The organism is Pontimicrobium aquaticum, assembly GCF_005047595.1.
Lineage (GTDB): Bacteria > Bacteroidota > Bacteroidia > Flavobacteriales > Flavobacteriaceae > Pontimicrobium > Pontimicrobium aquaticum.
Genome location: NZ_SUPL01000003.1, coordinates 137,372 through 162,215 on the forward strand (window position 1 = coordinate 137,372; position 24,844 = coordinate 162,215).

A 24,844-nucleotide genomic window follows, 5' to 3' on the forward strand; every position below is an offset into this window, starting at 1 on the left:
TTATTGGTAAAAAAAAGGTAATTTATTTGTTATTTTTCAATAATTTGCACCTTCTTTTTAAAGAAATACAGCTTCTTTTAAGATTTATAACTTAGTTTCTTAATGGTTTTAAAAACATTATCTATACTTAATTACAAAAACTTTGATTCAAAAACGTTTAATTTTGACTCAAAAATCAACTGTTTTGTTGGTGCTAATGGTATTGGAAAAACTAACATATTAGATGCTATTTATCACTTATCATTTGGTAAAAGTTATTTCAACCCAATTGCCTCTCAAAACATAAAACACAATGAGGATTTTTTTGTAGTGGATGGTCTTTATTTAAAGCAGGAAAGGCAAGAAAAAATTATTGTATCTTTAAAAAAAGGACAAAAAAAAATTATTAAACGCAATAGCAAAGTATATGATAAGTTTAGCGACCATATTGGTTTTTTGCCATTAGTGATTATTTCGCCTGCTGATAGAGATTTAATTATTGAAGGAAGTGACACCAGACGCAAGTTTATTGATGGTGTAATTTCGCAAAGCGATAAAACGTATTTACAACAACTTATATCATACAATAAAGTTCTAACTCAACGTAATGCGTTGTTAAAGTACTTTGCTGCAAACAATACATTTAACAGTGACACTTTAGACATTTACAACAGCCAATTGAACGATCTTGGGCAAGCAATTCATAAAAAGCGCAATGAGTTTCTTAAAGTGTTTGTTCCTATTTTTAAAGCACGTTATAAAGCCATTAGCAATGGTAATGAAAAGGTGAATTTATCGTATAAAAGTGATCTGTTTGAGGACTCCCTATTAACTATACTAAAACAGAATTTAAATAAAGATAAGGCTTTACAATATACAAGTGTAGGCATTCATAAAGATGATTTAAAGTTTGAAATTGAAAGTTATCCTATTAAAAAGTTTGGCAGTCAAGGGCAACAAAAGTCGTTTTTAATTGCACTAAAACTAGCACAATTTGACTTTATTAAAGCCGAAAGTGGTGTGACACCAATTTTGCTATTGGATGATATTTTTGACAAGTTAGACGAACATAGAGTTGCGCAAATTATAGCATTGGTTGACAATGAAAACTTTGGACAGATTTTTATAACCGACACACATCCAGAACGCACTGAAGTAGCTATAAAACAAGTACATCAAACGTATCAGATTTTTAACTTACAATAAAAAATATGACTTTAAAAAACAAGTTTTTCTTGGTTATACTCACGATAGTTTTTAGCAGTTGTTCTTCAAACCCCGAAGACAAAATCCCTTTTATTGAAGGGTATTGGGAGATAAAAGAAGTGCAAAAAGATGGTGAACTTAAAAAGGAGTACAACATAAGCATGAGTATTGATTATTTTAAAATTAATGATGATTTATCAGGCTTCAGAAAAAAAGTGACACCTACGTTAGAAGGCACATACATCGTCACACAAGATCAGGCTCTATTTAATTTAAAAATTGAGCATGATTCGTTAAATATGTATTATAGTTACAATGACGCTATAACTAAGGAAACAATTATTAAGGCTACGAAAGATGAACTTATTATAGCTAATCCACAAGGCTTTCGTTATATTTACAAACCTTATAAAAGCATAAACATTGTCGAGTAAAAAACGTTATAATGAAAATCTATCTTTAAGTGATGTGCTAAAAGAATTTGTTTCTACCAATAAACTTCAAGAAGGTTTAGACAAGGTAGAAATTAAAGATACTTGGAAAAACTTAATGGGAAATGGTGTAAACAGCTACACTACGTCGGTACAATTAAAAAGAGATACTTTATATGTTCAGCTTAGCTCTTCGGTACTACGTGAAGAACTTAGTTATGGTAAAGAAAAAATCATTGCCATGCTTAATGAAGCCTTAGGCAAACCTTTAATAAAAACCTTAATTCTTAAGTAATTGTTAAACTTTTAAAATACGTAGCTATACGTATTGTAATTAATTTAAAAAACTGCTACTTTTACTTTAATCCCTCTATAACTGTTGTACAAGTTTTACTTATGCAACTTTATAGCTATAAAGTTTAACAATGAAACCGTTTTCCCTAACACCAATCGTTGTTTCAATGCCTTTGCTATGTTGTTTAGGCACAAACAGATTGCTTTTTAATTACAGACATTCCTTAATTGGGTTTTTACATATGTGGTCTAGGGTTTTTGACTTTCATTTCAAATCCTTCCCTCATGAGCAAAAATCTTAAAATTTTCTGTTTTAAAAGTTTTTTAAACGCTATTGCACTTAGTACCTTTTTAATTGGTAACATACACTCAAATCAAAATTTAATAATTATTGGAGGCTTAGCAATGATTTTATTTTCATTGTTGCTCTATTGGAGGTTTTTAAATCCACTTATAGCAATTGTACTGGGTGTGTTTTTAACATTAGTCATGTCACCTTGGTATTTAGGTGTGTTTTGGGCAACAAGTATCTATTTTATTTTTCAAATAGTAACACTTTTACACAACCTGTTTACCAAACCTGATGCGTTTAAAACTAAATTTTAACTGTTTTTTCATAACCTCTTAAGCATAAAAAAAGCTGCAATAGTATTGCAGCTTTTTTATTGTGTTTTATTTTTTAATGCTAAAACATTTCTCTTCCAGAAAAGTGAAAAGCACCTTCTATAGCAGCATTTTCATCACTATCACTACCATGTACAGCATTTTCACCGATAGATGCAGCATATAGTTTACGTATAGTACCTTCAGCAGCTTCGGCTGGGTTTGTTGCTCCAATTAAAGTTCTAAAGTCTTCAACTGCATTGTCTTTTTCTAAAATAGCAGCTACAATTGGCCCACGAGTCATATATTCTACTAACTCTCCAAAAAATGGACGTTCGTTATGTACTGCATAAAATGCTTCAGCATCTGCTTTAGTCATTTGTGTTAACTTCATAGCTACAATTCTAAATCCTGAAGCTGTAATTTTTTCTAATATTGCGCCAATATTACCCTTTTCAACCGAATCAGGCTTAAGCATTGTAAATGTTCTATTTGTTGCCATTGTTTTTATTAAATTTCGTGCAAAAATACAGTTTTTATATAAATTACCAAGCTTTAATAAGTTTGTATTAGTTCTTGCTGTAACACATTGTTTTCTCCACGCATTTGCATAATTACTTTTCGGGTGTCAAAATTAATTTTTAATAACCCAAAACTTAAATCAGACACTACTCTCCCTTCTCTATATTGATTTGGCTCACCATCAAAACTACTATACGAATGTGTCATACCACTTGAAGTGAAATCAATTAATGGATAATCAACACCTCCTATTGCGGTTTTAGAAAACTCAGAAATATGTCTGTCGCCAGATAATACAATAACTCCCTTAGCCTTAGAATCGCTTATCAAAGCTTTAAGCCTATCAAATTCATGTGGCATTGTTCCCCAAGTTTCGAATCCATGTTCGGATGACAAAAATTGAATACTACTCACAATTAAATTGAAATCGGCTTTTGAAGTTTTTAATTCTTGCTCCAACCATTGCCACTGTGCATCACCTAACATAGTCCCTTCTCCATATGGATTTGGCTGATAACGCTTTTCAGGATTATCAGAAGGTGTTAAAGCACTTCTAAAATAACGAGTGTCCAAAATAATAACTTTTACGCTGCCTCTATCTGTTTTTATAACCTCAGCATGATACACGCCTTCGCGTTCTCTCCTAGGATCTGTTTTTGAAACTCCCATAAAATCTAAAAATAACTGTTGACTTTCTGCCTTTGCAACATATTCTAAACCTCCATCATTTAAACCATAATCATGATCATCCCAAGTACCTAGTATCTTCATACTATTAACAATCTCACTATAGCCTTCTTGCTCACGTTGTTGCTGGTAGTGCTGTGACATTAATTCCATATCATCGGTATCTGAGTAAATAACATCTCCTCCCCAAACCCAAGCTATTGGGCTATTCTCTAAAACAGGTTTCCAAAGCTTATTTTCAAATGTTTGTCTGTTACATGAACCAAAAGCAATGACCAAATCATTCTCAATAGGCGCATTGTTTTTTACCTCTACATTATTATTATTCTTGCAAGAAAAAATTACAAGAGCAATTAATAAGTACTTAACAACTTTTTTCATTGGTTTATAAAAGATTAATTTTTACACAAAAGTAGCATAATACTTTTAAAGGATTTGTTATTAAATTGTATCTTCGCATCTTATGACTAAAAGAGAGATTTCTGAAATAAAAGCCTTATTACAATCACCTAAAAAAATAGTGATTGTACCTCATAAAAATCCTGATGGAGATGCTATGGGTTCTAGTTTAGGGCTATACCATTACCTTAAATTGTTTAACCACCATATTAGTGTAATCACTCCAAACGATTATCCCAATTTTTTAAAATGGCTTCCTGGAGACGAACTTGTAATAAAGTACGACAACAACAAAGCTGCCGCAGATGAGTTAATTATAAATGCAGATATTATTTTTACTTTAGATTTTAATGCTTTACATAGAACTGGCAATATGGAAACCATTTTAACAGAGGCAGATGGAATTAAAATATTAATAGACCATCACCAACAACCAGACAATTATGCTAAATATATTTATTCTGATGTTACAATATGCTCAACAGCTCAAATGATTTATCATTTTATTGACATGTTGGGAGATTTAAAACTTTTAAACTCAAACATTAGCACCTGCCTTTATACAGGGATTATGACAGATACTGGTTCATTTAGATTCAGGTCAACAACAAGCACCACACATCATGTTGTTGCAAATCTTATTGATAATGGTGCCGATAACGCGCAAATACATAACAATGTTTATGACACAAATAGTTATAATCGTTTACAATTATTAGGTCGTGCCCTTAACAATTTAAATTTTATTGAAGAGTTAAACACAGCCTACATTATATTATCACAAAAAGAGCTTAATAAATATAATTTTCAAAAAGGGGACACCGAAGGTGTTGTAAACTATGCTTTATCTTTAAAAGGTGTGAAGTTTGCTGTTATTTTTATAGAAAACCAAAAAGAAAGCATCATAAAAATATCTCTAAGATCCAAAGGCAATTTTGATGTAAACACCTTCGCCAGACAACATTTTAATGGTGGTGGACACACAAATGCTGCTGGTGGAAGAAGCGAATTAAGCCTAAAAAAAACAGTTGAAAAATTTATTAGTATCTTACCAACCTATAAAAATGACCTCAAATCATGAAAAGACTACTAATTTTCACCTTAACGTGTTGTATGCTTTTGGGATGTAAGTCTCCAGAAGCTAGACGTCCTGTATCTGTAAAAACAGGCTCATTTATTGATGCCTCTGTAGAGCGAAATAAAAAACTCAACAAAGCCGAACGAAATAAAATATTAGAATTAATAAAGAAAGACTCAAGCTCAGAATATATAGCTTCCGAAAACGGTTTTTGGTATCGTTACGATACTAAAATTGAAGAAGAAAGCATTACACCAGAATTTGGCGATATTGTTAGTTTTAATTACGAAGTATCCGATTTAAATGGAAACACAATTTATTCAGAAGAAGAGCTAAAAACAAAAAACTATGCCATGGATAAAGAAGAATTATTTTCTGGCTTAAGAGAAGGTTTAAAGCTTATGAAAGCTGGTGAAACAGTTACCTTTTTATTCCCATCTCAAAAAGCTTTTGGCTATTATGGCGATTCTAATAAAATTGGAACCAATATTCCTTTAATATGTAACGTAACTATAAATACAATAACTCAAAAAGAAACTAATTAAACAATGAAGATTTTTAAACATTCTATGAAAATTATTCTACTAGCTTTATTTACAACAGTACTATCTTGTGATGAAAAATATCCAGATTTAGGAGACGGTTTATTCGCCGAAATAGTAACTAATAAAGGCACGATGGTGGCTAAATTACATTATAAGAAAACACCAGTAACAGTTGCAAATTTTGTTGCCTTAGCCGAAGGAAATCATCCAATGGTTGATAGTGTTTATAAAGGAAAAAAGTTTTATAACGGTTTAATATTTCATCGTGTGATGAATGATTTCATGATTCAAGGTGGTGACCCTTTAGGTACTGGTAGAGGAAATCCAGGATACCGTTTTGGCGATGAGTTTGATGACACATTAAAACATGATAAACCAGGAATTTTATCTATGGCTAATAGTGGTCCAGGCACAAATGGTAGCCAGTTTTTTATTACCGAAAAACCAACACCATGGTTAGATAATATTCATACTGTTTTTGGTGAATTAGCTTTAGGGCTTGAAATACAAGATACTATCTCTAATGTACAAGTTGAAGCAGGGAATAAACCAGCTGAAGATGTTGTAATAGAAGAAATTAATATAGTAAGACAAGGTTTTGAAGCTCGAAAATATGATGCTGTAAAGACTTGGGAAACTGAATTACCTTTACTTGAAGAAAAAGCAAAAGAAAAAAAGATAGCTGCTCTTAAAAAAGCTGAGGAAGAAAGAAAAAAAGCCGAAGAAATGGCTCAAAATGCTGCAAACGAGTTTTTACCAACAATAAACGATTACAAAGCTAAAACTAAAGCATTGCCATCAGGATTAATGATGTACACTATAAAGGAAGGCAATGGAGAAAAGCCAAAACAAGGTCAAAAAGCTAAAGTTTGGTATGAAGGCTATTTTACTGATGGTAAATTACTTGACACAAATAGAAAAGAAATTGCCGAAAAACACGGACAGTACAATCAAATGAGAGAGCAGCAACAAGGTTATGCACCAATGCCAACTCAAATAGGACCAGATGCTCAAATGATTGCTGGTTTTAACGAAGGATTGGCTAATATGAAGGTTGGAGATAAAGTATTTTTGTACATACCTTCTCATTTAGCTTGGGGAGAAAACGGAAGGCCTCCAGTAAAACCTAATACAGATGTAGTATTTATCGTTGAAATGGTAGAAATAGTAAAATAAGTACAACTAATAAAATATAAAAAGAGCAGCTATATTATAGCTGCTCTTTTTATTACTTTTTTGGTATGCTTTTGAGAATCTCTAAAACAAATTTCCAATATTTTTGAACTGATGATATTTGCGCTCTTTCATCAGGTGAATGAGCTCCCTTAATGTTAGGTCCAAAACTTATCATTTCCATGTCTGGGTAATTTGTTCCTAAAATTCCGCATTCTAAGCCTGCATGACAAGCAGCTACATGAGGCTCTTCATTGTTTAATTTAACATACAACTCTCGCATCACTTTTAAAATTGAAGATTCCATATTTGGTGTCCATCCTGGATAACTACCTGAGAATTCAACCTCACATCCTATTAATTCGAAAGTAGCTCGAATTTTATTAGCTAAATCCATTTTAGAAGATTCAACTGATGACCTTGTTAAACATAATATTTTAATCTCTCCATCCTTAACCAAAACCCTAGCTACGTTATTTGAGGTCTCGACTAAATCAGGAATATCAGCACTCATACTATACACACCATTATGTGCGGCATATATCGCCTTAATTAAGTTTCTACCAAAATCTCTTACAACCATTTTAGAAGGTGTGTTTGTTGAACCAAATTCTATTTCTAAATTTGGCTCAGTTGTTTTCAACTCCTTTTTAATACTTTTTATTTCTTCCTGAAAACTGCTTTGAATAAGCTCAGTATTATTTTTATGAAAAACTACAGTCGCAACACTTTCTCTAGGTATGGCATTTCGCAATCCACCTCCATCAATTTCAGAAATTTGAATTACGCTAATTACAGAATATAAAAGTCTGTTCATTATTTTATTGGCATTCCCTAATCCTTCATGAATTTGCATTCCTGAGTGTCCGCCATTAAGTCCTTTGACTTCAATTTTAAATGCCATAAAATCCTCCGGAACAGGATCTTCAGCATAAGTTCTTGTAGCAGTAACATCGATTCCTCCAGCGCAACCCACACCAATTTCGTCATCTTCTTCAGTATCTAGATTCAGTAATATTTCGCCTTTTAAAACATCACCCTTTAAACCCATAGCTCCTGTCATTCCGGTTTCTTCATCAATGGTAAATAAAGCTTCAATAGCTGGATGTGCTATAGAATTGCTTTCTAGAATTGCCATAATAGTAGCCACTCCTAACCCATTATCGGCTCCTAAAGTGGTTCCTTTTGCTTTTACCCAATCGCCTTCAACATACATGTCTATGCCTTGCGTATCGAAATCAAAAGATGTCTCAGCATTTTTTTGGTGTACCATATCTAAATGAGACTGCATTACAATCATCTTTCTATCTTCCATTCCATTGGAAGCAGGCTTTCTTATAATAACATTTCCCACTTCATCGACTATGGTTTCAAGTCCTAAGTTTTTACCAAAATTTTTCATAAATGCAATAACTTTGTCTTCTTTTTTGGAAGGTCTTGGAACTGCATTTAAATCGGCAAATTTATTCCACAATACTTTTGGCTCTAGATTTCTTATTTCTGAATTCATGTCTCTATAAATTATAGTTTTACAAAGGTATATAAGTAAATAAAAGAATTATTAAACTATTATGTATTTTTGGATAATGCTGAACAAGAAAAAACTAATCATCGCTTTAAGTATTATTCCACAATACTTTATTATAAAGATTTTGGCTAACTACCCTAAATTTATTGAAACGTATTACAGTGGTGGCTTATACCAATTTACCTCAAAAATTTTAAGATATGCATTTGGGTGGTTGCCTTTTTCAGTTGGGGATACACTTTACACAATTGCAGGAATTTATGTTTTAAGATGGTTAGTTATACATAGAAAACGCTTAAGATTAGATACTAAAAACTGGTTTATTGATGTGTTTTCGGCTATCTCAGTTGGTTATTTGGCGTTTCATTTATTTTGGGGATTAAATTATTATCGGATTCCTGTATATAAATCACTTAATATAGATTACAAATACACAACCGAAGAATTAATACAAGTAACCGAAGCCTTTATAGAGAAAGCTAACATTATACAAGAGACAATTACAAATAACGATACTGTTAAAGTAACAATGCCTTATAGTAAAAAAGAATTATTTAAAAGTACACTAAATGGATATCAGTCCTTAGGTAAAAAACATCCTATTTTTAATTATCAAGCCAATAGCATTAAGCAATCTATATACAGTTTACCACTTACATACATGGGATTTAGTGGTTACTTAAATCCGTTTACCAACGAAGCTCAAATAGATGGTTTAATTCCTTTATATCAATATCCAGCTACTGCCTGTCATGAGCAAGCTCATCAATTAGGGTATGCTGCAGAAAACGAAACCAATTTTATTGGCTATTTAGCAGCAATACATAATTCTGATATTTATTTTAAATATTCAGGATATGTTTCGGCTTTAAGGCAATGCTTAAATGAAGTTTACAGACGAGATAAGGATAATTACGAAGTCTTAAGAAAAAAAATTAACAAAGGTATTTTGTTAAACTATCAAGAATCGTATAATTTTTGGACGGCATATGAAAACCCTCTTGAACCAATTTTTAAAGTAATTTATAGTAATTTTTTAAAAGCTAACAATCAAGACAAAGGCATAGAGAGCTATAGCTATGCTGTTGCATTGCTGGTAAACTACTATAAAAACAACCCAATTTAAAACGTTAAAAAAATCTTAACATAACATTACTGCTTTCTTAATTATTATATTTATGGTTCTAAATTTATAACCAACCAAATATGATTAAAAAGTATCTTATTTTAATGATGCTTTTGTGTACATTTTCGTTAATGGCCCAAGAGCATGTCCCAAAAAATGATGGTGTAAAATCTATAAACACAAATTACACGGTATTTACCAATGCTAAAATTTATGTGACGCCAACACAAGTAATAGACAAAGGCACGCTACTTATCCATAATGGAAAAGTAGTGGCGACAGGAACCACAGTAAACATTCCTGTAAATGCTGTAGTAATCGATGTTTCAGGAAAAAGCATTTACCCTTCTTTTATTGATTTATACTCCTCTTTTGGAGTAGAAAAACCAAAACGCCAAAATGGCGGCAGCCGATATGATGCCAACAGAGAAGGTTTTTATTGGAATGATCACATTCGTCCAGAACAAAATGCTGTAGACTATTTTGAATACGATTCTAAAACAGCAACAGCACTTCGAAAAGCAGGGTTTGGGGTTGTAAACACCCATTTACAAGATGGTATTATGCGAGGTACAGGAGCCCTAGTAGCACTAACTAATGAAGGTGGTAATGGCGAACGCATTTTAAATGACAGGTCTGCAGATTATCTATCTCTAAGCAAAAGTGTTAAAACCTCTCAATCCTACCCAAGTTCTCTTATGGGAACTTTAGCACTAATAAGACAAGTACATCATGATGCCGATTGGTATGCTAAAGGAGGTATTACTATTAAAGATCGTTCACTTGAAGCCTTTAATAAAAATAAAGGTATTGTAAAAATAATAGCTGCAGGAAGCAAAATAAATGCCCTGCGTGTTGATAAAGTTGGAGATGAGTTTAATACACAATATGTAATTTTAGGAGGAGGAGACGAATATGAACGCATTAAAGATATTAAGGCTACAAATGCCTCGTTTATTTTACCCTTAAATTTCCCTAAAGCTTATGACGTAGAAGATACCTTCGCCGCAAGTGTTCTGGACCTATCTACAATGCGAGAATGGAACCAAAGGCCTTCTAACCCAAAAGCTTTAGCTGATAATGGGATCACATTCTCCTTTACAGTAGATGGATTAAAATCGCCAGATATGCTTAATGCCAATATCATGAAAGCTATTGAGTACGGTTTAGATAAAACCAAAGCATTAGAAGCATTAACAACAGTACCTGCACAAATTTTAGGGCAACCAAATAAAATTGGTTCTCTTAAAAATGGTGCCTATGCCAACTTTTTAATTACCTCAGGAGAACTTTTTAATAAAGGCACAAAAATTTATGAAAACTGGGTAAAAGGAGAAAGAAATGTCATTAACGACATGACGGTTAAAGATATTGATGGTGATTATGCTTTTACAATGGCTGGAACAACCTATGATATTTCTATTTCAGGTTCATCAAGTAAACCTAAAGCAGACGTAAAAAGTAATGGTAAACAATTAGGGGCAAAAATCACTTATAAAGATAATTGGGTAAACCTAACATTCACGAGTACAGATACCACCAAACAAGAATTTATGAGATTCACTTCAAGGGTAAATCAAGGAGATAACCTTAGTGGAAAACTTATAGATCCTAATGGTAACAGTGTTTTTGTTGTTGCTCAAAAAGCATCAAATGATGATGGCAAAGGCAATGAGATGACTAAACGAGGTGGTAAAGCTAAAGATGTAAAAATGGTTCCTGTTACCTATCCAAACGGTGCTTATGGTGTTTCACAACTACCAAAGCAAGAAACGGTTTTATTTAAAAATGCTACTGTTTGGAGCAATGAATCTGATGGCATCCTTAAAAACACAGACGTGTTGATTAAAGAGGGAAAAATTGCCAAAATAGGAACCAACTTAAGTAATCGTAATGCAACCGTTGTAGATGCCACAGGAAAGCATTTAACTGCTGGAATTATTGATGAACACTCACATTTAGCCGCAGCCAGTATTAATGAAGGAGGACAAAACTCGTCGGCAGAAGTAACTATTGAAGATGTTCTTGATCCGGAAGACATTGGTATTTATAGAAACCTTGCAGGTGGTGTGACTTCTATTCAAATTTTACATGGCTCAGCTAACCCTATTGGAGGACGTTCTGCTATCATAAAATTAAAATGGGGAGAATCAGCTGATGGACTTATCAACAAGAATGCTCCTAAGTTTATAAAATTTGCCCTTGGTGAAAATGTAAAGCAATCACGTTCACAAAACGGAACACGTTTTCCAAGAACCAGAATGGGAGTTGAACAATTGTTTATAGACAACTTCACAAGAGCTAAAGAATATGATGCTAAAAAGAAAAACGGACAACCATTCAGGTATGATCTGGAAATGGAAACATTAGCAGAAATATTGAATGGTGAACGCTTTATAAGCTGTCACTCATATGTTCAATCAGAAATTAACATGATGATGAAAGTGGCTGAAAGATTTGGTTTTAAAATGAATACGTTCACACACATCCTTGAAGGTTATAAAGTTGCAGACATTATGAAAGAACATGGTGTAGGTGCTTCAACTTTTAGTGATTGGTGGGCTTACAAATATGAGGTTAATGATGCCATTCCTTACAATGCATCAATTATGCACAATGTAGGAATTACCACAGCTATTAATAGTGATGATGGCGAAATGTCTAGACGTTTAAATCAAGAAGCGGCTAAAACCATGAAATATGGTGGCGTTAGTGAAGAAGATGCATGGAAAATGGTAACGCTTAATCCTGCAAAATTATTACATATTGATAATCGTGTTGGTAGTATTAAAGTAGGAAAAGATGCTGATGTTGTTTTGTGGAGTGACAACCCTTTATCAGTATACGCTAAAGCAGAAAAAACCATGATAGAAGGAGCTACTTATTTTGATATTGAAAAAGACAAACAAATGCGTTTAAAAATCAAGCAAGAACGTAGCGAATTAATGTCAATGATGTTGCAAGAAAAAAATAAAGGCATGAAAACGCAACCTATTAAAGTAAAAGAAAAGCAACTTCTTCATTGTGATTCAATGGACTAAATAAAAATAAATTATGAGAAAACTTATATATATATACTCAGTTTTAATGTTAAGTTGCTCGCTTACTTTTGCGCAACAAACACCTGCTGACAAACAAACACAAGCCATCACAATAACAGGAGCTACAATTCATGTTGGTGATGGTACAGTTATAGAACAAGGAACAGTCGTTTTTGAAAATGGAAAAATAACAGCTGTTGGAGATAGTAATTCAAATATCACAGCTAAAGGCAACGTTATTGATGCTTCAGGAAAACACATATATCCTGGTTTTATTGGGGCCAATACCAATTTAGGACTTGTAGAAGTTGATGCTGTTAATGCCAGTAATGATCAAGTTGAAATGGGAAGTATGATTCCTCATGTGAGAAGTTTAATTGCCTATAACGCAGAATCTAAAGTAGTAGAATCAATGCGACCAAACGGTATTTTAACAGCTCAGGTATCACCTAACGGAGGGCGAATTTCAGGAACTTCTTCCATCATGCAGTTAGATGCTTGGAACTGGGAAGATGCAGTATTAAAAGCTGATGATGGTATTCATTTAAATTGGCCAAGTAGTTTTACCAGAGGCCGCTGGTGGTTAGGTGAACCTCCTGGGTTAAAACCTAATAGCAATTATGGATCTCAAGTAAATGACGTGGTCAACTTTGTTAAAGAAAGCAAAGCCTATTTAAAAGGAAAACGCACTACCAAGAACATGCCGTTTGAAGCCATGGAAGGCTTATTTGATGGATCTCAAAAATTATACGTTCATGTCAATGATGAAAAAGGTATTACTGACGCTGTTAACTTTGCTGTTGAAAATGGTATGAAAATGGTCGTTATAGGAGGCTATCAAGCCTATACCGTTACTGGTTTATTAAAAAGTAATAATATTCCTGTATTGCTTGACCACACACATAGTTTACCTGCAAACGAAGACCAAGATTATGATTTACCATACAAAAATCCAAAATTATTAGCTGACGCTGGTGTTCTAGTTGGTATTCATACAGGAAATAACTCTAACTTCCAAACGCGTAATTTACCATTTTATGCTGGACAAGTTGTTGGACAAGGTATGGGCAAAGAAGATGCTTTAAAACTAATTACATCAAACATCGCTAAAATATTAGGAATAGACAACCAATTAGGAACGATAGAAGTAGGTAAAAATGCCACACTTTTTGTTAGTGAAGGCGATGCTTTAGACATGAAAGGCAATCAATTAACCCATGCTTTTATTGATGGTCGTGCTATTAGCTTAGAAACGCACCAAACTGAATTATGGAAACGCTACCATAATAAATACCAAGGACAATAAATTATTTTAACCTCACAAAAAAGGCGAGCTATAATATTTGGCTCGCCTTTTTTATTTGATTATTATTTTTTTTATCACAGCTCCTCCATCCAAATCATCTTTAATTTTAACAAAATAAAGCCCTTCTACAAGATTTGATATATTAATCTGAATTTCTTTTAATTGAGTTTCTTTTTTCATAATCAATTTTCCTTGTACATCAAAAATCTCAATATTCTTTTCACTATTATTTTTAAATTCAATATTTATATAATCACTTGCTGGGTTTGGATATAAATTTGAATCTAAAAAAGAATTCTTTCCAACTGATAACCTTTCTTCAAACTCCGTTTGAAAAGTATTGGTAATTACTGGTTCGTTAAAATCAAAGTATATAGCTGCTGTATTTGGTATAATATCACCAACAGTAAACCCTGCTTTTGGTTTAATTTTATAATATACAAACCCATGGCTTTCTGGTTCATTCATATCTTCACTTGGTAAATGAATATTATTAAAAGTCCAAGTAAGCTTTTTTCCGAGCCTATTCAAATTATTTGTATGACTAGAAGCTAATAATTGAAAGGTCGATTCATCTAATTCTGAGTCTAACTCATTTTCTATTCTAACGTTAATCGCATCTGCAGTACCAACATTTTGAAAACGAATGGTATAATATAAATAATCACTTTCGGTAAATTCATTAAATTGAATTTTGGGACCATGAGATTCCATAATATCATTTGGATCAAAAGAGCCTATCACAATTTCAGATAAATCGAAAGTGTTGTTATCTTGATTAAAATCAGCTCCAGTATAAACTGCTGAATTTGTTAATTTTGTATCTAAGCTTACTGATGTTGGCACATACATAGAAATATCTATTTCTTTTTCTTCTCCTACATTAAGATTATTAAAATTAAGAGTAAAACCATTAGAGGTTGGTGTAACATTATCATTAGAATCAACATTAGAAACACTGTTAAATGTAAGCAACGAATCGTAAGCAAACTCAACAGTTCCAGAAGTCACAGCCTCGGTTCCAGTATTTTTTACTATTAAATGATTAACATAATTAAACCCAGGTCTAGGGCTTGTATCTGAGTACAATAGGATTTCAATATCTTCACAATAATCTTGAGAGTCTTGAGAGACTATTAAATCCAACTCTGTAATTGAATAACAGCCGGGGTAAATAAGGTAACGGTTATCAAATATGTTATAAGTTAATCTAGGGAATATTTTTTGTTGAAAAGCTACACTATTTGTATATGAGTTTTCGTCTAGACTATTAATATTGTTTTCTGCATCCTCTACACTTTCATGGTATGTAATAGAAACCAAACTTTGATCTAACCCAGATAATATCTCATCGTTTTTAAGTTGGAGCTTAAAAGTATTAAATCCATTATTATTGATATTACACATAGCTAAAGGAGACGGTTTATTAATGATTAAGGGAGGTAAAACAAATATTTCAGGATAGATATCATAAGTATACCCTGTACTTATCTCTATACGCCTTATCATTACTGTTTCATCTGGATTAGTTGAATTAGTATAATTTATTGGATCTTCTATAGGAATCAAAGAAGATATTCCTGACTCTTTATTAAAATAGTAAAAATCAAAGTCATTTATATACTCATCTCCAACTATATATGATTCGACCATAGTAAGATCAAAAGTAGTTATTTCATCATAATCATCATCGCAAAAATAAAAAGGCCAATAACCAGGTGGTGGAGGATTTTGAACTTCTGTTTGCCCATAAATAGTAGCCCAAGAAAACACAACTAATACAATAAATAATACTTCACGTTTCATAAAAGTGCAACTTTGTCTTCCAAATGTAGGAATATTCTATCTTATAATAGCAATAAAATTGTTGACTAGTTTAAAAAACCGTTAATTAAACAACCCTTTGATTAAAAAGTTGCATTACCAACTAAGGTGACACCTAGATATGAGAGGAAACCAACTTTCTCATGCGTTTATTGATGGTCGTGCTATAAGCTTAGAAACGCATCAAACCAAATTATGGAAACGTTACCATAATAAATACCAAGGACAATAAATTATTTTAACCTCACAAAAAAGGCGAGCTATAATATTTGGCTCGCCTTTTTTATTTATTTTACTATCATCGTGCTGTCTGGCACTTCAAACATGTCTTCGTTAGGTAAATCTTCCATGAGTTTTGCATTAACAAATTTAACCTCATTACGTACATCTCCAATGTTTCCATTTTCATAATGATGCCATTGTAATACAGTTGGTAATACCAACCCATTAACGTCTTCCCAATTAGTATATCTTATAAGGCTAAACTTTTTTGCTTTCTCTTTTGAAAAATAAGTAACAGTATATGCCAACCATTCCATTTTATAAGTTTCAGGATGGTAGTACAAAATATATTCATCATCTGGAGATTCTCCTACTCCAGACTCGTATGAAATTAATAAACCAGGATAAGACACACCTTCAAACTCTATAGGCTCAACTTCTGCATAATTAATACCATCATCACCTAGCACAAAAGGCATAGCATAGAAATAAAACATCAAATTGTAGAAAAACTTCGGGTTGGATTTATAGGCAACAGTATCTAAATTTTTTAGCCAAACATACTCACCATCAAAACCCAATAAATGATGCTCAGATGTTATTAACGATTTTCTGCTTTTTAAGGCAATATCGTATGTGTCATTTGTATTAGGCTTTTCAATTTCGTAGTACATACCTTCCATAGCATTCCAAGTATCAATACCTCCATGAGCATCAAAAACCTTTGCTATAGATTCAGGATAAATTGATGTTGTTACATTTAACTCGGTTGCTTTATAATTTTCTATTTTTGGGTTTTGCTTACAAGAAACAAAAGCAATAAAAACCAATGTAATAAAGAGTGTTTTTTTCATTTTTAGTTGTTTTAGTTGAAAGCTTTGTCGTTTACTAAGGTACTTAATTACTTTAATTATTTATTTTTGCTTCAATATGGCTCAATATATTACAAGCACACAAAATTCATTAATCAAACAATTAGTTCAATTAAAAGAAAAATCTAGAAGTCGTAGAAATTCTGGACAATTTTTAATTGAAGGTCAACGTGAAATTGAATTAGCTTTGAAAGGAAACTACGTGTTGGAATCCATTTTGTTTCTCGATAAAATTATTTCAGGAGATAGTATAAATAAACAAATAAAAGCAATAGAAAATCAACCTGAGCTTATTTCAATTTCTCAAGAAGTGTATCAAAAACTAGCATATCGTAAAACTACTGAAGGCGTATTAGCAGTAGCTAAATCGAAACCTTTAAGTTTAAACAAGCTTCATCTTAAAACCAAAACTCCATTAATTTTAGTTGCTGAAGCACCCGAAAAGCCTGGTAATATTGGAGCCTTATTACGTACTGCCGATGCTGCTAATGTTGATGCTGTAATTATTGCCAACCCAAAAACAGACATGTACAACCCAAATATTATTCGCTCTAGTGTTGGTTGTGTATTTACCAATCAGATAGCAACTGGCTCAACTGAAGATATCATTAACTTTTTAAAGGAAAACAATATTAATATTTATTGTGCCGCTTTACAAGCGTCGGTAGATTATCACACGCAAGACTATACTAGGGCAATAGCTATTGTTGTTGGTACTGAAGCAACAGGACTAAGTGATGAATGGCTGAACAACTCAACACAAAATATAATTATTCCTATGCAAGGTGACATTGATTCTATGAATGTATCGGTAGCCGCTGGAATTTTAATTTTTGAAGCTAAACGACAAAGACAATTTAACTAATGACAAGCACCACCCTTTTTTACATCATCATAGGAATCATTATCATCAATTTTATAATTGATAAGATTTTAAGTTCGCTTAACGCTAAACATTTCAACGACGTTTTACCAGCTGAATTACAAGATGTGTATGATACAAATGAGTATAAAAAGTCGCAAAATTACAAAGCAACTAATCATAAATTTTCTAACATCACCTCTACCTTTTCTTTAATTCTTACGTTGGCTTTTTTCTACTTTGACGGTTTTGAATTTGTTGACAACATAGCTAGAGGTTATAGTGAAAACAGTATAGTAATTGCACTTATTTTCTTTGGAATTATCATGCTTGCAAGCGACATTATTACAATACCCTTTGCTTATTACAAAACCTTTGTGATTGAAGAAAAATTTGGGTTTAACAAAACCACTCTTAAAACTTTTATTCTCGATAAAATAAAAGGTTGGCTCATGCTAGCCATTCTTGGAAGCGGAATCTTAGCGCTCATCATTTGGTTTTATGAAGCTACAAAAAGTAATTTTTGGTTGTATGCGTGGGCTCTGATAACGGTTTTTACTATGTTTATGAATATGTTTTATTCAAAACTTATTGTGCCTCTTTTTAATAAACAAACACCTTTAGAAGATGGTGAATTACGAACTAAAATAGCCAATTATGCTAAAACTGTTGGCTTTAAACTCAATAAAATATTTGTGATTGATGGTTCAAAACGAAGTACGAAAGCCAACGCTTATTTTTCAGGATTTGGAAGCGAAAAACGTGTCACACTTTACGATACATTAATTAAAGATTTAGAGGATGAAGAAATCGTAGCAGTTTTGGCTCACGAAATTGGTCATTACAAACGCAAACACATTATTTTTAACCTTTCTGCATCTATTTTGCTAACTGGTTTAACACTGTATATTTTGTCATTATTAATTTCAAACCCTTTGTTATCAAATGCTTTAGGTGTTGAGATATCGAGTTTCCATATTGGATTAATCGCTTTTGGATTATTATATAGTCCAATTAGTGAAATTACTAGTTTAATTATGAATGTTATGTCTCGAAAGTTTGAGTATCAGGCTGATAATTATGCCAAAGACACCTATGCTGGAGAACCGCTTATCACTTCACTAAAAAAGCTATCCAAAAACAGCTTAAGCAATTTAACACCTCATCCTGCGTATGTGTTTATGCATTATTCCCATCCAACATTATTGCAACGTATTAAGAATTTGAGGTCGTAAAAGAAAAGACTATCTTAGGCTCTTTATTTTTTAAATGAGCGAAATCAATCTTGAAAACAAACCATGGTACAAGCGTATTCCGCATGCAGTAACCATGTTGTTTGGTATCATCATTTTAGTTTCTATTCTTACATATATACTTCCTGCTGGAACTTATGAACGTATTTTAGTTGATGGCAGAAAAGCAGTCGTACCAGATTCATACAAAGTTATTCCTTCTACTCCAATTGGATTATTAGACATGTTTAAAGCCATGCCTCTTGGGTTTAAATCTGCCTCCGAAATCATTTTTATTGTGTTTGCAGGTGCCATTATGTTTGGGTTTATGGAAAAATCCAAAGCAGTCGAAAATTCCGTTGGTACACTCGTTAAAACATTAGGTTTTGAGAATAAAAATCTCATTATCGTTATCATGACCTTTATCTATGGTCTATTAGGTGTAGCAGTTGGTTATGAAAATAATATTGCTATGGTTCCCATTGCTGCAGTTTTAAGTTTAGCTCTTGGTGGCGATTTAATTTTGGCTGCAGGTATTTCAGTTGGCGCCATGACCATTGGGTTTGGACTCTCTCCTATCAATCCTTATACTGTTGGTACAGGTCATAAAATTGCTGAATTACCAATGTTTTCAGGAGCACTTTTACGAAGCGTACTTTGCTTTGTTGGCTTAAGCATTATGGCGTATTACAATGTGAGATACTTCAAAAAAATAACAAAACACCCTGAAAAAAGCTTAGGCAAAGGTTTGGATATAAGCAATATGTCTCTTTCAAAACCCATTAAAGATTATAGAGTTTCAGGAAAAAACTGGATGGTAATTTCCATTTTTATCATTGGCTTATTAGTCATTTTGTATGGCGTTTTCAACCTAAAATGGTATCTCAACGAGCTATCTGCTGTATTTTTAATGATTGGTTTAGTGTGTGGTATTGTGTCTAGAATGGATGCCACAACCATGAGTGAAACTGTTTTAAAAGCAGTATCTGTTGCTGCTCCTGGAGCGTTTATGGTTGGTTTTGCAACATCAATAAAAGTACTCATGGAAATGGGAAATATTGGCGACACCATCTCCTATAATTTATCAGTGATGCTTCAAGGTTTACCTTTGTATGCTTCAGCAATTAGCATGTCTGTTTCACAAACAGTTATCAACTTTTTTATTCCTTCTGGAAGTGGTCAAGCATTGGCAACCTTACCAGTAATGCTTCCCTTAGGAGAATCATTAGGTTTAACAAGACAAATAACCATTTTAGCATTTCAAATTGGTGATGGTTTATCTAATTTAATCAATCCAACTTTAGGAGGTTTAATAGCTATGTTAAGTATGTGTCGAGTACCAATTGACAGATGGATTCGATTTATTTTTCCGGTATTAATCACTTTATTATTCATTGCCTTTTTAGCATTAATCATTGCAGTAGCAACAAACTATAGTTAATATGACAGTAGAAGATATTTTAGCTAAACTTGTATCCTTTCCAGTACTTGGAGGCGAAAGCAACTTAAGTATTATTCATTGGATTAAAGAGTATATAGAATCTTATGGTATTACGACTACTTTAGTTCCAAATGAGGAAGGAAATAAGGCATCATTGCATTGCAGAATTGGTCCAGCTGTTGATGGAGGTGTGATTCTTTCTGGTCATACAGATGTAGTTCCTGTTAAAGGTCAGGAATGGACGACTGTCCCTTTTAAACTGACAGATAAAGGCGATGGAAAACTCTACGGAAGAGGCTCATGCGACATGAAAGGCTTTGTAGCATGCTGCTTAGCTGCATTACCAAATATGGTAAAAGCCAATTTAAAAAAACCTATCTACTTCGCCTTTTCTTATGATGAAGAAGTGGGTTGTTTAGCTGGTCCTGAATTAGCTCAAGCTATAAAAACACATTACACTGAAACACCAAAATATGCCATTATTGGTGAACCTTCTTTAATGCAACCCATTGTAGGGCAAAAAGGAATTTATATTCTGGAAACTTACGTCAATGGTTCTGCAGGACACAGTAGCAGGATTAAACAAGAAGTAAGTGCCATACACGAAGCCATGCGACTTATTTTATGGTTGGAAAATAAGATGAATCGTCTCATAGAAGATAAACGATTGGATGACCGCTTTCACCCTCCACATTCTTCCATACATATTGGGCAAGTTGATGGTGGTATTGCGCCCAACGTTATTGCAGATAAAGCTCATTTTTATTGGGATTTACGCACCATACCAATGGATAAAACAGATACTATTGTCAATGAGTTTGAAGCCTATTGCAGAGAACGCGAACAAGAATTGCGTCATATTTTTCCTGATTTTAAAATTAAAACCATAGAAAACCATCCTCCAGTCATTCATTTAGATACCAAAGAAACAGATGATGTGGTAGATTTAATAAAACGCATCTCTGGAAACTCAAAATTGAATACCGTGGCTTATGGCGCAGAAGCTGGACAATTTGCTGCCGAAGGTTTTCAAGCAGTTATATGTGGTCCTGGTTCTATCGCACAAGCACATAGAGCAGATGAATTTATTGCAAAAGAGGAATTAATAAAAGGTATGGAAATGATGAAAAACTTAATTACAGAACTAAGTTCTACTGATTTCCAATAGACACATAATATTGACTTTGTGCGAAAAAACAACTAACTTCGTTAACTTATAATATTAAACATTAAAACGTTGCATATCATCGCATTGTGTGTCATTAAACCCAAACAATCTTAGAAATGAAAAACATTAGAATTATCATCGCCTCATTTAGCTTTATCCTGCTAACTTCTTGTGCTTTAAAACCAATTACATCCGAATATACATTCATAAAAACTAACATCGAAAATGTTGAACTGAATGACCTAGGCAATGGAAATGTTCTGATTTATAACGGAGCTAATATTTTACACAAAATGGACAATACAGCTCGACTGAATATTTGGCTTGACCAAAAACCTCTTGGACAAATTAGACCAAGCGAGTATGTAATTATAAATCTCAAAAAAGGGAAACACCATTTTAAAGTATTACATATTGATGTTGTGAATATGAGAAGTGAACACGAAATTGAAATAGATAACAAAACCAAAGTCATAAAAATAAAACCAACCATAACATCGAATAAATTAGAAATAACAAATGAGTTTCCTAAAAATTTCGATAAGTTTAAATATGCAGAAAAAAGATAAAAAAACGCCACACAACAAAGAACTGAACGTGTTCAAATAATAAAAGCAGGGGTTTTCATTGTTGACGGAATCTAAAGCTCCTACGACTATTATAACCTTACTCTGCTCTTTTGTTCTTTCTATTAAATGATTAATATAATTAAAAGCAAACTTAGGATGTCTATAAGTAATTGCTACTACTCGCCTACTTCGGAAAATCCTCGCGTATTTTCACGCAACGAAACCATAGTGAAACACGTTAAACGAAATCCCAAAAATTGAAAGCCTCTTTAATTTCATTATCTTAGTTGAAACTAAAACAAACAACATGAAAAGAATAATTATAGTATTTGCTTTTTTAGCAATATTAGCATCTTGTAACTCAGAGACAAAGACAAAAGACAATGGCACAGAACAATCTGATACCACAATCAAATTAGAAACTGACACCTCAGGAGAAGTTGATATCGCTCTTAAAGATATTACCACAGATGAAGCTTTAATTGCAACCGCACTAATGGCTGCGCCTGAAGAAAGTAGAGCTAACGCCACAGTAATTGGCTACAATATGGCTGGAGAGTTTGTAACCCTAAAAGAAGGGAGTAATGAGTTTATTTGTCTGGCAGACGACCCAAATAAAGCTGGTTTTAGTGCAGCATGCTATCATAAAAATCTTGAACCCTTTATGGCTAGAGGAAGAGCGTTAAAAGCTGAAGGGAAAACGTTTCAAGAAATATTTGATATTAGAGAAGCAGAGGCTAAATCTGGAAAGCTAGATATGGGAGGACTTGGATCAGCGTTACATATTTATTTTGGTTCAGAAACACAATATAACCCTGAAACCTCAGAAGTTCCAGGTGCACAATACAGATATGTGGTGTATATGCCTTTTGCTACTGCAGAGTCAACTGGTTTACCTGAAGTACCATTAGCTCCAAACCATCCTTGGATTATGAACCCTGGAACACATAGAGCACATATTATGATTTCTCCTATACCTCAGAAAAAAGAATAATATTTAATGGAAAGCTACAAAGGCGAAGCATAAACAAAGTTTTATAAAACATTATTACTTTCATAAAAACTATTAATTAACTAAAATTAAATCCCTGTTGGAGGTGGTGGTGGTAGAAGCTCAGTTTGTCGTTGTTTAGATTTACCTTCTTTAAACCTTTTTAAGTTTGCTTCCATATAGGTTGCATTTTCATTACCAGTTTTTTTAGCTAGTTCATATCCTTTTGTGTAAACACTTAATCCTTTTTCAAACTCTCCAGCTTTTATTAAAGTTTCTCCATAACTATCATAAGTATTTACTGATTCTGGATACAAAATCATTGCCAGTTCGAAAATATTTAGTGCTTCATCTACTTTACCATCTTCAACAAAATTATATCCAACTGCATTCAAATATGCTTCTTCAGGCAAGTAAGATTTGCCTATTAAAGAACTATACTTTTTATAATAATTAATAGCAGCTTTTACATATCCTTTACTTTCTATGTCATTATTAAAAGCTGTTATCAATACATCTAATGCTTCTAAGTCTAATCCATTTTGATTATTTAGTCTAGATAAATTCCAATGTTTATAATTTGTAATATCACCACCAAAAGATTTAGATAAGCCATTTAATTTTTTGTTGTTAAAATAAAAATTGAGGTTAGAACTCATAGTTCTTAAGCTGTCAATTAAAATCATATTAAGTTGCTTATCTTTTAATTCAACATCTGTTACAAACATTTTATCTTGCCCATTTGGTGAGTAAAAAGAGATTTTTGCCTCTAAACTGTTTTCTATGTTTTCAACATCTAAGATTACTCCGAGGTAATTATTGCTATAGGTAGAAGTTCCATACCATCTTCCTTCTATTTCCTTAGTATCAATAACATCTCCTTCTGTAAGTTTAGGCAATACATATTTTTGTTTAGGCTTATTTATGTCAATGTAACCACCTTTCTTACGGATATCTTCAACAACTTTCCAGCTTGTTTTTTGAATCGTTTGTGCATCAGTCTCTGAAATATCCACTAAAGGTTGGCTATCTAAAGAAGGTTCACCTGTGCTTGATAATTGTAATCCTGAAATGACACCAGATAAGCCTAAAGGGCTTTCTTCAAGTAATGCTGAAAATATTGAAGTAGCCACCAAATACGAACCATAAGCAGATGGATGCGATCCATCTAAGTCATATAAATCAAATTTTGCCTGGTTTCGAACCTTATCCCAAACCAACCCAACTGGAATCAATTTTGCATTGAGCTCTTTAGCAATTGTAGAATACGCATGTGTTAATATTTTTTGCTCCTCAGGACGTTGTTTAACCGACCATGTCATAAAAAAGGCCGTTTGTGCACCTATTTTTTTTATTTCAGTATCAAATTTTGTGGCATATTCATAAAAATGATCTGTTTGTCCAAAATAAATATCATTATCAATTATTAATCCCATACCTAGCTTGCTTTGCTCTTGCAATATCACATAATCCCAATCATTCGATTTTATTACTTCCACTGCTCTACCCTCTTCCCAATGACGCTTCAAAGTCATACCTCCTTGACTAATTAGTTGAATTTCAATTGGTTTTTTAGGAAATTTTTCCCTAATCAAAGCCTTTAGCAACTCTGGTGAACTATTATAATAAGTATAACTATTTCCTATAAAAAGAACTTTTAACGAATCAGATTCAGTAGAATTTGAACACGATAGTATAGTAAATAGAATAAAGGCTAAATAAAAAAAACTTTTAATTGATTTCAC

Annotated in this window: 22 protein-coding genes; 16 read left to right on the forward strand and 6 right to left on the reverse strand. The window is 32.8% G+C overall.

The window, feature by feature from the left end; translation table 11 throughout:
- The first annotated feature begins 102 nt into the window (after nucleotides 1–102).
- The 4 genes from recF to E5167_RS06300 all read left to right on the forward strand — a co-directional run bounded on the left by recF (nucleotide 103) and on the right by E5167_RS06300 (nucleotide 2,516).
- Nucleotides 103–1,185: a DNA replication/repair protein RecF gene (gene recF / locus E5167_RS06285; protein WP_136842239.1), complete on the forward strand. Its 1,083-nt coding sequence runs from the start codon at nucleotides 103–105 to the stop codon at nucleotides 1,183–1,185.
- A 5-nt stretch (nucleotides 1,186–1,190) separates the two neighbouring features.
- On the forward strand, nucleotides 1,191–1,619 hold the full coding sequence (locus E5167_RS06290; RefSeq protein ID WP_136842241.1) for a lipocalin family protein: 429 nt from the start codon (nucleotides 1,191–1,193) through the stop codon (nucleotides 1,617–1,619).
- A complete protein-coding gene (locus E5167_RS06295; RefSeq protein WP_136842243.1) occupies nucleotides 1,609–1,911 on the forward strand; it encodes a DUF721 domain-containing protein in 303 nt (100 codons plus the stop codon). Before E5167_RS06290 ends, E5167_RS06295 begins: the two co-directional genes overlap by 11 nt.
- A 284-nt stretch (nucleotides 1,912–2,195) precedes the next feature.
- On the forward strand, nucleotides 2,196–2,516 hold the full coding sequence (locus tag E5167_RS06300; RefSeq protein ID WP_136842245.1) for a hypothetical protein: 321 nt from the start codon (nucleotides 2,196–2,198) through the stop codon (nucleotides 2,514–2,516).
- Between the two features lie 79 nt (nucleotides 2,517–2,595).
- Here E5167_RS06300 and E5167_RS06305 read toward each other — a convergent pair whose 3' ends face one another.
- A complete protein-coding gene (locus E5167_RS06305; RefSeq protein ID WP_136842247.1) occupies nucleotides 2,596–3,015 on the reverse strand; it encodes a nucleoside-diphosphate kinase in 420 nt (139 codons plus the stop codon).
- Nucleotides 3,016–3,068: 53 nt separating this feature from the next.
- Nucleotides 3,069–4,103: an alkaline phosphatase D family protein gene (locus E5167_RS06310; protein WP_136842248.1), complete on the reverse strand. Its 1,035-nt coding sequence runs from the start codon at nucleotides 4,101–4,103 to the stop codon at nucleotides 3,069–3,071.
- A gap of 82 nt (nucleotides 4,104–4,185) precedes the next feature.
- Here E5167_RS06310 and E5167_RS06315 point away from each other — a divergent pair, with 82 nt between their 5' ends.
- Genes E5167_RS06315 through E5167_RS06325 form a run of 3 tightly spaced genes read left to right on the forward strand, consistent with a single transcriptional unit; the run spans nucleotide 4,186 to nucleotide 6,920 of the window.
- Complete coding sequence (locus E5167_RS06315; protein ID WP_136842249.1) at nucleotides 4,186–5,202, forward strand: DHH family phosphoesterase; 1,017 nt, start codon at nucleotides 4,186–4,188, stop codon at nucleotides 5,200–5,202.
- A complete protein-coding gene (gene gldI / locus E5167_RS06320; protein ID WP_136842250.1) occupies nucleotides 5,199–5,744 on the forward strand; it encodes a gliding motility-associated peptidyl-prolyl isomerase GldI in 546 nt (181 codons plus the stop codon). Before E5167_RS06315 ends, gldI begins: the two co-directional genes overlap by 4 nt.
- Before the next feature lie 3 nt (nucleotides 5,745–5,747).
- Nucleotides 5,748–6,920: a peptidylprolyl isomerase gene (locus tag E5167_RS06325; RefSeq protein WP_239021956.1), complete on the forward strand. Its 1,173-nt coding sequence runs from the start codon at nucleotides 5,748–5,750 to the stop codon at nucleotides 6,918–6,920.
- 52 nt (nucleotides 6,921–6,972) lie between these two features.
- Here the strand turns inward: E5167_RS06325 and E5167_RS06330 are convergent, their stop codons facing one another.
- Nucleotides 6,973–8,427 (reverse strand): aminoacyl-histidine dipeptidase, encoded by a 1,455-nt coding sequence (locus tag E5167_RS06330; RefSeq protein ID WP_136842251.1) that lies wholly within the window; start codon nucleotides 8,425–8,427, stop codon nucleotides 6,973–6,975.
- Between the two features lie 76 nt (nucleotides 8,428–8,503).
- Here E5167_RS06330 and E5167_RS06335 point away from each other — a divergent pair, with 76 nt between their 5' ends.
- The 3 genes from E5167_RS06335 (at nucleotide 8,504) to E5167_RS06345 (ending at nucleotide 13,918) form a co-directional block, all read left to right on the forward strand.
- The gene (locus E5167_RS06335) at nucleotides 8,504–9,571 is read left to right on the forward strand and encodes a DUF3810 domain-containing protein (protein ID WP_136842253.1); all 1,068 of its coding nucleotides are present in this window, start codon (nucleotides 8,504–8,506) and stop codon (nucleotides 9,569–9,571) included.
- A gap of 80 nt (nucleotides 9,572–9,651) precedes the next feature.
- The gene (locus E5167_RS06340; RefSeq protein ID WP_136842255.1) at nucleotides 9,652–12,612 is read left to right on the forward strand and encodes an amidohydrolase family protein; all 2,961 of its coding nucleotides are present in this window, start codon (nucleotides 9,652–9,654) and stop codon (nucleotides 12,610–12,612) included.
- A gap of 13 nt (nucleotides 12,613–12,625) precedes the next feature.
- Nucleotides 12,626–13,918 (forward strand): amidohydrolase family protein, encoded by a 1,293-nt coding sequence (locus E5167_RS06345; protein WP_136842262.1) that lies wholly within the window; start codon nucleotides 12,626–12,628, stop codon nucleotides 13,916–13,918.
- A 51-nt stretch (nucleotides 13,919–13,969) separates the two neighbouring features.
- Here the strand turns inward: E5167_RS06345 and E5167_RS06350 are convergent, their stop codons facing one another.
- Nucleotides 13,970–15,724, reverse strand: coding sequence for a T9SS type A sorting domain-containing protein (locus E5167_RS06350; RefSeq protein ID WP_136842264.1), 1,755 nt, complete (start codon nucleotides 15,722–15,724; stop codon nucleotides 13,970–13,972).
- A gap of 305 nt (nucleotides 15,725–16,029) precedes the next feature.
- Nucleotides 16,030–16,818, reverse strand: coding sequence for a DUF6503 family protein (locus tag E5167_RS06355; RefSeq protein WP_136842266.1), 789 nt, complete (start codon nucleotides 16,816–16,818; stop codon nucleotides 16,030–16,032).
- A 76-nt stretch (nucleotides 16,819–16,894) separates the two neighbouring features.
- On the opposite strand from E5167_RS06355, the gene E5167_RS06360 reads away from it, so the two are divergent.
- From E5167_RS06360 to E5167_RS06385, 6 genes are all read left to right on the forward strand, one after another.
- Nucleotides 16,895–17,701 carry a TrmH family RNA methyltransferase gene (locus E5167_RS06360; protein ID WP_136842268.1) on the forward strand — a complete coding sequence of 269 codons (807 nt, stop codon included), beginning with the start codon at nucleotides 16,895–16,897 and terminating at the stop codon, nucleotides 17,699–17,701.
- The gene (locus E5167_RS06365; protein WP_136842270.1) at nucleotides 17,701–18,933 is read left to right on the forward strand and encodes a M48 family metallopeptidase; all 1,233 of its coding nucleotides are present in this window, start codon (nucleotides 17,701–17,703) and stop codon (nucleotides 18,931–18,933) included. The genes E5167_RS06360 and E5167_RS06365 overlap by 1 nt, the downstream gene beginning before the upstream one ends.
- Before the next feature lie 34 nt (nucleotides 18,934–18,967).
- Nucleotides 18,968–20,371 carry a YfcC family protein gene (locus tag E5167_RS06370; RefSeq protein ID WP_136842272.1) on the forward strand — a complete coding sequence of 468 codons (1,404 nt, stop codon included), beginning with the start codon at nucleotides 18,968–18,970 and terminating at the stop codon, nucleotides 20,369–20,371.
- Between the two features lies 1 nt (nucleotide 20,372).
- Complete coding sequence (gene argE / locus E5167_RS06375) at nucleotides 20,373–21,539, forward strand: acetylornithine deacetylase (protein ID WP_136842274.1); 1,167 nt, start codon at nucleotides 20,373–20,375, stop codon at nucleotides 21,537–21,539.
- 116 nt (nucleotides 21,540–21,655) lie between these two features.
- Complete coding sequence (locus tag E5167_RS06380; RefSeq protein ID WP_136842276.1) at nucleotides 21,656–22,108, forward strand: hypothetical protein; 453 nt, start codon at nucleotides 21,656–21,658, stop codon at nucleotides 22,106–22,108.
- A 307-nt stretch (nucleotides 22,109–22,415) separates the two neighbouring features.
- The gene (locus E5167_RS06385) at nucleotides 22,416–23,102 is read left to right on the forward strand and encodes a hypothetical protein (RefSeq protein ID WP_136842278.1); all 687 of its coding nucleotides are present in this window, start codon (nucleotides 22,416–22,418) and stop codon (nucleotides 23,100–23,102) included.
- A gap of 86 nt (nucleotides 23,103–23,188) precedes the next feature.
- Here E5167_RS06385 and E5167_RS06390 read toward each other — a convergent pair whose 3' ends face one another.
- The gene (locus E5167_RS06390; RefSeq protein WP_136842280.1) at nucleotides 23,189–24,844 is read right to left on the reverse strand and encodes an SGNH/GDSL hydrolase family protein; all 1,656 of its coding nucleotides are present in this window, start codon (nucleotides 24,842–24,844) and stop codon (nucleotides 23,189–23,191) included.

Coding starts and splice junctions, on each gene's coding strand:
- recF (WP_136842239.1), top strand. CDS start 103: ATGGTTTTAAAAACATTATCTATACTTAATTACAAAAACTTTGATTCA.
- E5167_RS06325 (WP_239021956.1), top strand. CDS start 5,748: ATGAAGATTTTTAAACATTCTATGAAAATTATTCTACTAGCTTTATTT.
- E5167_RS06330 (WP_136842251.1), bottom strand. CDS start 8,427: ATGAATTCAGAAATAAGAAATCTAGAGCCAAAAGTATTGTGGAATAAA.
- E5167_RS06385 (WP_136842278.1), top strand. CDS start 22,416: ATGAAAAGAATAATTATAGTATTTGCTTTTTTAGCAATATTAGCATCT.
- E5167_RS06305 (WP_136842247.1), bottom strand. CDS start 3,015: ATGGCAACAAATAGAACATTTACAATGCTTAAGCCTGATTCGGTTGAA.
- E5167_RS06355 (WP_136842266.1), bottom strand. CDS start 16,818: ATGAAAAAAACACTCTTTATTACATTGGTTTTTATTGCTTTTGTTTCT.
- argE (WP_136842274.1), top strand. CDS start 20,373: ATGACAGTAGAAGATATTTTAGCTAAACTTGTATCCTTTCCAGTACTT.
- E5167_RS06340 (WP_136842255.1), top strand. CDS start 9,652: ATGATTAAAAAGTATCTTATTTTAATGATGCTTTTGTGTACATTTTCG.
- E5167_RS06335 (WP_136842253.1), top strand. CDS start 8,504: ATGCTGAACAAGAAAAAACTAATCATCGCTTTAAGTATTATTCCACAA.
- E5167_RS06380 (WP_136842276.1), top strand. CDS start 21,656: ATGAAAAACATTAGAATTATCATCGCCTCATTTAGCTTTATCCTGCTA.
- E5167_RS06290 (WP_136842241.1), top strand. CDS start 1,191: ATGACTTTAAAAAACAAGTTTTTCTTGGTTATACTCACGATAGTTTTT.
- E5167_RS06365 (WP_136842270.1), top strand. CDS start 17,701: ATGACAAGCACCACCCTTTTTTACATCATCATAGGAATCATTATCATC.
- E5167_RS06350 (WP_136842264.1), bottom strand. CDS start 15,724: ATGAAACGTGAAGTATTATTTATTGTATTAGTTGTGTTTTCTTGGGCT.
- E5167_RS06370 (WP_136842272.1), top strand. CDS start 18,968: ATGAGCGAAATCAATCTTGAAAACAAACCATGGTACAAGCGTATTCCG.
- gldI (WP_136842250.1), top strand. CDS start 5,199: ATGAAAAGACTACTAATTTTCACCTTAACGTGTTGTATGCTTTTGGGA.
- E5167_RS06315 (WP_136842249.1), top strand. CDS start 4,186: ATGACTAAAAGAGAGATTTCTGAAATAAAAGCCTTATTACAATCACCT.
- E5167_RS06300 (WP_136842245.1), top strand. CDS start 2,196: ATGAGCAAAAATCTTAAAATTTTCTGTTTTAAAAGTTTTTTAAACGCT.
- E5167_RS06310 (WP_136842248.1), bottom strand. CDS start 4,103: ATGAAAAAAGTTGTTAAGTACTTATTAATTGCTCTTGTAATTTTTTCT.
- E5167_RS06360 (WP_136842268.1), top strand. CDS start 16,895: ATGGCTCAATATATTACAAGCACACAAAATTCATTAATCAAACAATTA.
- E5167_RS06345 (WP_136842262.1), top strand. CDS start 12,626: ATGAGAAAACTTATATATATATACTCAGTTTTAATGTTAAGTTGCTCG.